Below are 7,406 nucleotides of genomic sequence, written 5' to 3'. Positions count from 1 at the left end.
AAAGTCGGTAAGAGCACCAAGGCGTCCGTCTTCCAGTACATTTAAGACCTGAGAAGGCCCGTTGTAGTCCTTCTTCTGAGCCGTAGCAATAAAATCCTTAAAGCTAAGGAGCTTTCCGCCGGCTCTTCTCTTCTCCGCATTGACATTTAAGTAATCACGGTAGCTGTAGAAAGCATCCGCTCCCTCATTGTAGAGGTAGGAGCTGTCATCGATGGTCATGTTGAAATATTGCTCTACCACAGCCGACGCATCGCTGTTTAGCATACCCAGCTCATTTAAGAGTAAAGCATTGCTCAGTAAGTCATAGTTGAAAATGACTCTGGCATCATAGTGGGTACTTCCGCCTCCGGTTGCAGAGGAGGTACTATCCACCTCAGAAGCCTTCTTCTTGCTGTTTTTCTTCTTACCGATGCTTCCGGCAGTTGCTGCGGAAACGGAATCTGCCTTCTTTCCGGTGCTAGCGGAACTGCTTCCGCTACTCTTCTTTCTGGCTGCGGATCTTGCCGCCTTTTCCGTATCGGAATCCTCTGTATTTACGGCCTTTCCGGGGAAGATTTCAAACTTTGTTTCCATCTCTTGATAGCCGGCATAGCGAACCTTTAGGGTATAAGTTCCTACCTGATCGGTATTTACGGTCTTTCCGTCTTCTCCGCCGGTACCATAAACAATAAAGTAGTTGATGAAGTTAAAGAAGTCGTTGATATAAGTTAGGTTATGGGAGCTTCCGTCCGGCTTAATCAGGGTAACCTGCATATTGTCTACCTTTAGGTCATTGCCAAAAGTAGCACCATTTTCTCCAACAACATCAAAGCCTACTCTCTCTCCCTGCTTCGCATTGTTGCTCTGGGCCTGAAGCTTTAAGCTAAACTTTGCGGCCTTTACAAACTCTACAGGAATGGTCACGCTTTCCTCTGTATAGGAAGAATGAATATTTAATAGATATAAACCGTGGCTTCTCATATTTCCCTGGTTAGTGGGAATGGTGATAACGCCATTGGTACCATACTTGCTCTTCTCTGTAGAAACACTATGGGTAAGATTACCGTTAATCAAGGTATTGTCGTCATAACGAAGTAGAGCAATCTTATCAATACCCTCAAACCACTTGGTCTGCTCTTCCCCGGAAAGGCTGAACTTCGCAACAAGCTGCTGTCCGTCTACGCCTCTTCCCTGTTCATCAATGGTAACAGGCTTTACATAGTACTGGGTGCTGACATTCTTGGAATTTTCTTTACGGCTTTCTGTCAAGTCAAAGGTAGTAGTACTTGGATAGAGCTTTTCCTTTCCTTCCTTGTCCTTTGGTCCAAGGTAGTAATCGTAAATGCTGACTCTTCCTCTGGTAAGCAGATACTTCGGTGCATCCTCCGGATTTCCCACCTCTACCGCCTCGGTAGCCGTTCCCTTGTTTAAGGTGATGGTCTGTACTGTTTCTTCCGTTCCCTTCTTCTTTACTTCCAAAGTCTTAGGGGAAGCTACGGTACTGATCCACTTTACAATCTTTCCTTCATCATCCACATTGGTCAAAGCGGCAGTAACATCTACACCGTCCACATACACATCGTAGTCGGAAATGCTTCCCTCGTTGAAAACTACAGAAACGAAGTCACCAAGCTCTGTGTGTACAGCCTTGGTCTTTTCCGCGTTTACGGCAGTCTTTGCTTCCTGCTTATTGCTGTCCTGCTTATTGTCGGCAGTATTATTCGCATTGTTCTCGGTGTTGGCACTGCCGTTGTTTGCATTGTTTCCGGAATTGGCACTGCCGTTACTTGCATTGTTTCCGGAATTGGCACTGCCGTTATTAGCAGTATTTCCGGTGTTGGCGTTGCCATTGTTTACTGTGCTATTTCCGGAACCGGATGTGGAACCTCCACGGCTTCCGATGCTTTCACTTCCGCTAGCGGAAGAACTTCCACGGCTTCCTGTACTACCGGATGAAGCAGATGTGCCGGAAGATCTGGATACTCCTGCCACCTGTGGAATAGGACGATCCGCACCTGCTACCTGCTGATCGGATTCAGAGGAGGGAAGACCCTTTCCTGCCTCGTAGACTGCCTGGCCGGTACTTTCATTTACCCAACGTCCTGCTGCATCTACCAAATATCCGTCTGCAGTTCTGCCGTTGGTCTTTAAGATTCCGTTCTGTCCGTTATCCGCAGTCTCAAAATAATAGCAATAGCCGTCAATCCAATTCCAACCGGTCACAAGCTTTCCGAAGTTGCCATCATGAATCGTATATAAAAAGTATGTTGTTCCGTCGGAAAGTCTTAACCATCCGGAACGAAGATTTCCTGTTGCGGGATCTAAGTAATACCATTCATTATTACTTACCACCCATCCTTCTACCTTGGATCCTTCCGGAGTCTTAAATCTCCAATTTCCTTCCTCTTCTACAAAATTCCCCTTTGTGTTCTGCCTTGCGGTTACTGCATAGGCCTGGAATGTAGGCAGCAACATCAAGCTCATAGCTGTCAAAATCGCCGCATTTTTCCATCCCTTTCTTACCATTTTTCCTCCTTGTTCTGCCTTGGATCGTTCAGTGTAAAGGCAAGAGCTAATGACTTCACGTAAATCACACAACAAAAATTTATTTCACAAAAATAAGCTTCATTAACTCCGGCCGTGACTCATGACATCATCTAAGCCAATTAATTAGTAATAGCTAACACAATGCTAGCAAACCCTAACTTAAGTGTTTTTTCTTCTTAGGTCAAGATAATTTTAAACTGGATTTTTAATAGCTCTATTTAAAAAATAAAGAGAAAAAGAGAAGTAGCTCTCTTATTTGGACGATTTATACATTCTGTCCCAATAAGAAAAGCTACTTCTTGTAAATTGTTATAAATTTAATTAATGCATTTAAAAAATACAGAAATAATGTTTATATTTTTATGCAGGATATTTATTGTAATCATTTATGGAATTCATAAAGTATATTGAATTATTTTTTCGTGATAGCCTAAGCTTCCTTTCTTCCTTTTCTACAGCTCCATTTGCGCCCTAAGCTCTTCCTGCAAGGACTTCTTCTGATCCTGCAATAAAAGGTACTGATTGTATTGGGAGTAGGTTTCATTTCCCACCTCGGACAAGAAAGCCAAGGCATACTTACTCTTGCTAAGCTCAGACAAAAAGAGCAGCAACTCCTGTCCTTCTCCGAAGACTTCTCCAAGGAAATGAAGGGCATTGCTGAGCATCTGCCCGGTTTCTTCCACATCCTTTTTTCTTGCCTCCTCTTTCTTTTGAAAAGCAGACTTCAAAAGTCCGAACTTTTCCTCCTCGGAGGCCTGGCTTTGTTCCTGTAAAAGCTTCAAGTACTCCGAAAGGGTGGTAAGCAGATGGGCATAGCGCTTTTCTTCATCCTTGGAAAGCATTTTCGCTTCCTTCGCCCGCTTTCTCTTTTGTTCCAATGTCTTTTCTTCCTGCCTCAGTACCTCCTCCAAGGGAAGCTCCTGCATTTTCTCCTTCGCCTTCTTTAAAAGACCGAAGATATGCTCCTGCTCCTTTTGTTCCTGCTTGTAGCGGTAAAAGCCGTTCTGTAAGGCCTCCACCAAGAGGGAAAGCAGACTGATTTTTTCGTCAAAGGGGGCCTGCACAAAGAGGCTGACCTCCTTGATTTCCTTTCCTGCCAAAATATCCGGTACATGATAGATTTCTCTGTACTTGCAATAAAGGTCATAATAAAGAGCAAAGTCCTTGGCCACCTCTTCATCCGCAAGATATTCCGCCATCAGCTTTTCTTCCAAGGGATAATGAAGTTCCTCGTAGACCTGCATGATTTTGGATAGATCCTCCCAGGCTCTGGCGGTAACAAAGCGTTTTCCGTCTAAATCCTGCTTCACAAAGTAGAAATTCTCCTTCTTGATTTCCAAGTAGGAAAGGATGGCAGAATGAAGTCCCGCATTATAGGCATAGTTCTTAAAGCTGGAAAAATCCTCCTGAATCTCGATTTTTCTGAGTCTGTCCAAGGTTACAATGTCAAAGTCCCGAACAGATTTGTTGTACTCCGTAGGGTTTCCCGCAGTCACCAGCACAAAACCCTCGGGAACCTGATGCATACCGAAGGTCTTATACTGAAGGAATTGCAGCATGGTGGGCGCCAGAGTCTCCGATACCGCATTGATTTCATCCAGGAATAAAATTCCTTCGGAAATGCCGGTCTTTTCAATCTGCTCATAAACGGAGGCTACAATCTCCGACATGGTATATTCCGTAATGGAAACCTCCCTGTCTCCATACATTTTCTTGGAAATATAGGGCAGTCCGATGGCAGACTGTCTGGTATGGTGGGTAATGGTGTAGGAAATCAGATTGATTCCCAGCTCCTCTGCCACCTGCTCCACAATAGCGGTTTTTCCGATTCCGGGAGGACCCATCAAAAATAGAGGTCTTTGCCGTTCCACCGGAATCTGATAGCAGCCGGAGGCATCCTTTTGGTGGTAGGCCTTTACCGTCCTTTTGATTTCTTCTTTTGCTTCTTCTATATTCATACATTTCTCCTTATTGACACTACTCTAGTCCTTCTCCCTCTGGTAAAGTTTCATCGCCCAGAAGGGAACATTGTCATCATCAATATCCTCTCCCTTAGGGAAGACAAAGGCGGTGACATAGGGCGGAGCCTCCTTGGGATAACGCCCCTTTCCATCGGTAAAATACATCAGCCCCTTTAGGTTCTTCAGTTCTCCCCGCTTCTGCAAGTCCGAAACATAGCGGAAAACCGGTCGAAAATCCGTTCCATAGCCTCCCTTTACCGCAAAGTTTTTACTGTATTGCTCTAAATCCTCTACATTTTCCAGGCAAATGTCTTTCCTGAGCTCATCATCACATTCCAGAATATGTACCTTCACCTTTTGGAAAAAGGCATCTTTTTGCTTTAAAATGCCGGCGGTTTCCTCCAAAAAGCCCTTAACCATCTCCCCTTTGGTAGAATGAGAGGTATCAATGGCAATCACCAGCTCCTGCAATTTTCTTCCTTCTCTATACTCATTTTCCTCAATCAGCGGCATATTGCCGTATTGCTCTAAACCGTAGTAATAGTAGCCGTAGTCAAAGGAATCCAAATCTACTTTCATCTCTTCCCGATCCACGGACAGCCTCCGGAGAAAATCCCTAAAATCCGTATATTTCTTTTGTTCCAAACGCAAAAACCAGGCCAGACTTCCCTGTTCCTCTTGTTTTTCCTTAGAAGAATGTTCGATTTCCTGCTCCGTCCTTTTACTGATGTCCTCCCATTCTTTGGAAAGCTCATCCCTCTTTTTCTTGGCTTCCTGCTCTTCTCTTTGCTCCTGCTCCTTAGGCTTCCGATTTTCCGATTTTTTTCTTTCTTCCTGCTTTTTTCCGGAAGAATTCCCACTTTGACTATCCTCTTGCGTGCCTTCCCCTTGGCTGTCTTCTCCCGAGTTTCCCTCTCCTTGCTTTCCTTCGCCCGAGCTTTTGGATTCTTGGTTTTTTGATTCTTGATTTTCGGCTCCCTGATTTTCGGATCCCCTATTTTCGGATTCTTGATTTCCCGCTTCTTGATTCTTCTCTTCTTGGCTGTCTCCCTCAGAGGAAGCTCCATTTTGCGCGGAAGTATCTTCGGAAGGATTGGAATCCTGAGAAGAGCTGTCATCGGGAGAAAAATCCTCCGGCATGGGAAGGGGGGCTCCATCGCCATCTCCCTCGCCTTCCTCTCCGGGAGCATCCTCCCTGTCTATGACCTTCCAAAATACATGGTCGTCCTTGTAAAACTCTCGTTCCAGGCGTTCCCAGGCATCATAATCCAAATCCGCCTCTTCCAAATACTGATAAATTCGCTCCGCACTTAAGGTTTTGATTTTCTCTTCCAATCTTTGGAAGGTATTCTCCCTGTATTCTCCCGCAGGTCTTTTCAGTAAGTCCACATCCAAAGAATCCAGCACATACTCCACATGAATATCACAAGCCATGTTCCAAAGCTCTTCCTTCTTATCCTCATTTTTAAACATGTGCCGAAACAGGCAATGAAGCAGACTATGCATATAAAGACGATTTAACTTCTGGGGACTTTCCATAAAAAGCTGAAAGATAAACTCCGGATGAAAATGAATCCGCTCCCCCTCTGTTCCCATCCTTTGGGTATTAAAGTCCATCTCGTAGGGAAGTCTGTCCAAAGCTCTGGCCAAATGCCGCATGGAAAGGCTTAGCTCATAACGAGATTGATTTAAAATCCTGCTGCCGAGGTCATTTAAACTTCCCTGGGCGGTAGGACGTCTTTCTTCCCTTTTTCCCTTCATTTTCCTTCCTTTCCATACGCATTACAAATCCGAAATATCAAAGAAAAGCTCCTCCTTTTTCTTGGGAAAATGCTTTTCCTGATAAGCTAAAAACAGGGCTGTAAGCTCTGGGCGCTCCTGCTTCCACAGGAGAGAAAGAGCCTTGTCGCAGGCCTCCTTAGACATAATTTCCAAAGACAAATAATAACGAATCCACTCCTCTTCTCCCTCTTCCAGCAGAAAAGAAATGGAGAATTCTCCTTCTTCTTTCAAAAAATGAAGATACTCCTCCTTGGCCCAGTCCAGTAATTCCATAGGATAGCGAAGCCTGCAAAGAGCAATCAAAACCGCCGCCTCTTTCGCATCATAGGTGGCCCTTTGAAAATGCTTATCATAAAGACGAAAATCAATTTGAGAACGTCCCACGGTTTGCCGGTAGCTGTAACCGCAGCCCTCTATCGTATCGTGAATCTGCCTGGCCATGGTATTTTCCCGCACCTTATCCACATAGCCCGGAAAAAGCAGGGCACACTCTCCCTTCTCCATAGTCAAATGCAGAAGAATCTGCCTGTCACTGTCCCCTAAGATATCTCGAAGAATCTGAAAACGTCCCTCTCTAAGCAACTGTACATCAATTTCCTGAAGACTTCTGCACTGCCGAAAGCTGCCGTCATAATAATCTTCAATGCTGTCAAAGAGGCGAATATGGGAAAGGTGGATGCAGTTAAAAAAGGAAAAACTTCTTAAGGTGTGCACAGTCTCAGGAAGCTCCACCGAGCATAAATCCTCCCTGCCGTCAAAGGCATGGCTGCCAATCACCCGCACCGGAAGACTGAGCCCTGCTTCATTTTCCACCATTTTCGGAATCAGCAAATGCCGAATACGACCCTCGTACCCGGTAATTTCCGCATATTTTCCATTTCGATCTTCTTTCTCTTCAAAGAGAAATCCCATACTTTCCCCTTATTCCCCTATATTTTAACACTATTTTTCTACACTATTTTTCTACACTCTGTTTCAGAAGATTTATCATCTTTCCCTACATTTTATAATCTTCCCCTACATTCAGAAGTCCATAACAAACGAGATATCGCTCAACACGCGCGGGATACTCGTTAAGAATAAAAAAATCCCATTCGCAGAATTCTAACACAGAATTGCGAATGGGAAAATCTCTTG

At 44.6% G+C, this 7,406-nt stretch carries 3 protein-coding genes and 1 pseudogene; all 4 read right to left on the bottom strand.

Annotated features, from left to right (window positions below):
• A pseudogene (locus tag ACO4PX_RS07190) lies at positions 1-2,505 on the bottom strand (hemoblobin-interacting domain-containing protein); the annotation flags it as partial.
• A gap of 473 nt (positions 2,506-2,978) precedes the next feature.
• Positions 2,979-4,484, bottom strand: a complete 1,506-nt coding sequence (locus ACO4PX_RS07185) for an ATP-binding protein (protein WP_485572117.1) — start codon at positions 4,482-4,484, stop codon at positions 2,979-2,981.
• A 24-nt stretch (positions 4,485-4,508) separates the two neighbouring features.
• Positions 4,509-6,248 (bottom strand): vWA domain-containing protein, encoded by a 1,740-nt coding sequence (locus tag ACO4PX_RS07180; RefSeq protein ID WP_485572116.1) that lies wholly within the window; start codon positions 6,246-6,248, stop codon positions 4,509-4,511.
• 21 nt (positions 6,249-6,269) lie between these two features.
• Positions 6,270-7,181: a leucine-rich repeat protein gene (locus ACO4PX_RS07175; protein ID WP_485572115.1), complete on the bottom strand. Its 912-nt coding sequence runs from the start codon at positions 7,179-7,181 to the stop codon at positions 6,270-6,272.
• Positions 7,182-7,406: the final 225 nt, after the last annotated feature.

The sequence above is a fragment of the Oribacterium sp. genome (assembly GCF_057249185.1).
The sequence above is the reverse complement of the archived record's forward strand: the minus strand, read 5'-3'. Positions and strand labels throughout refer to the sequence as shown.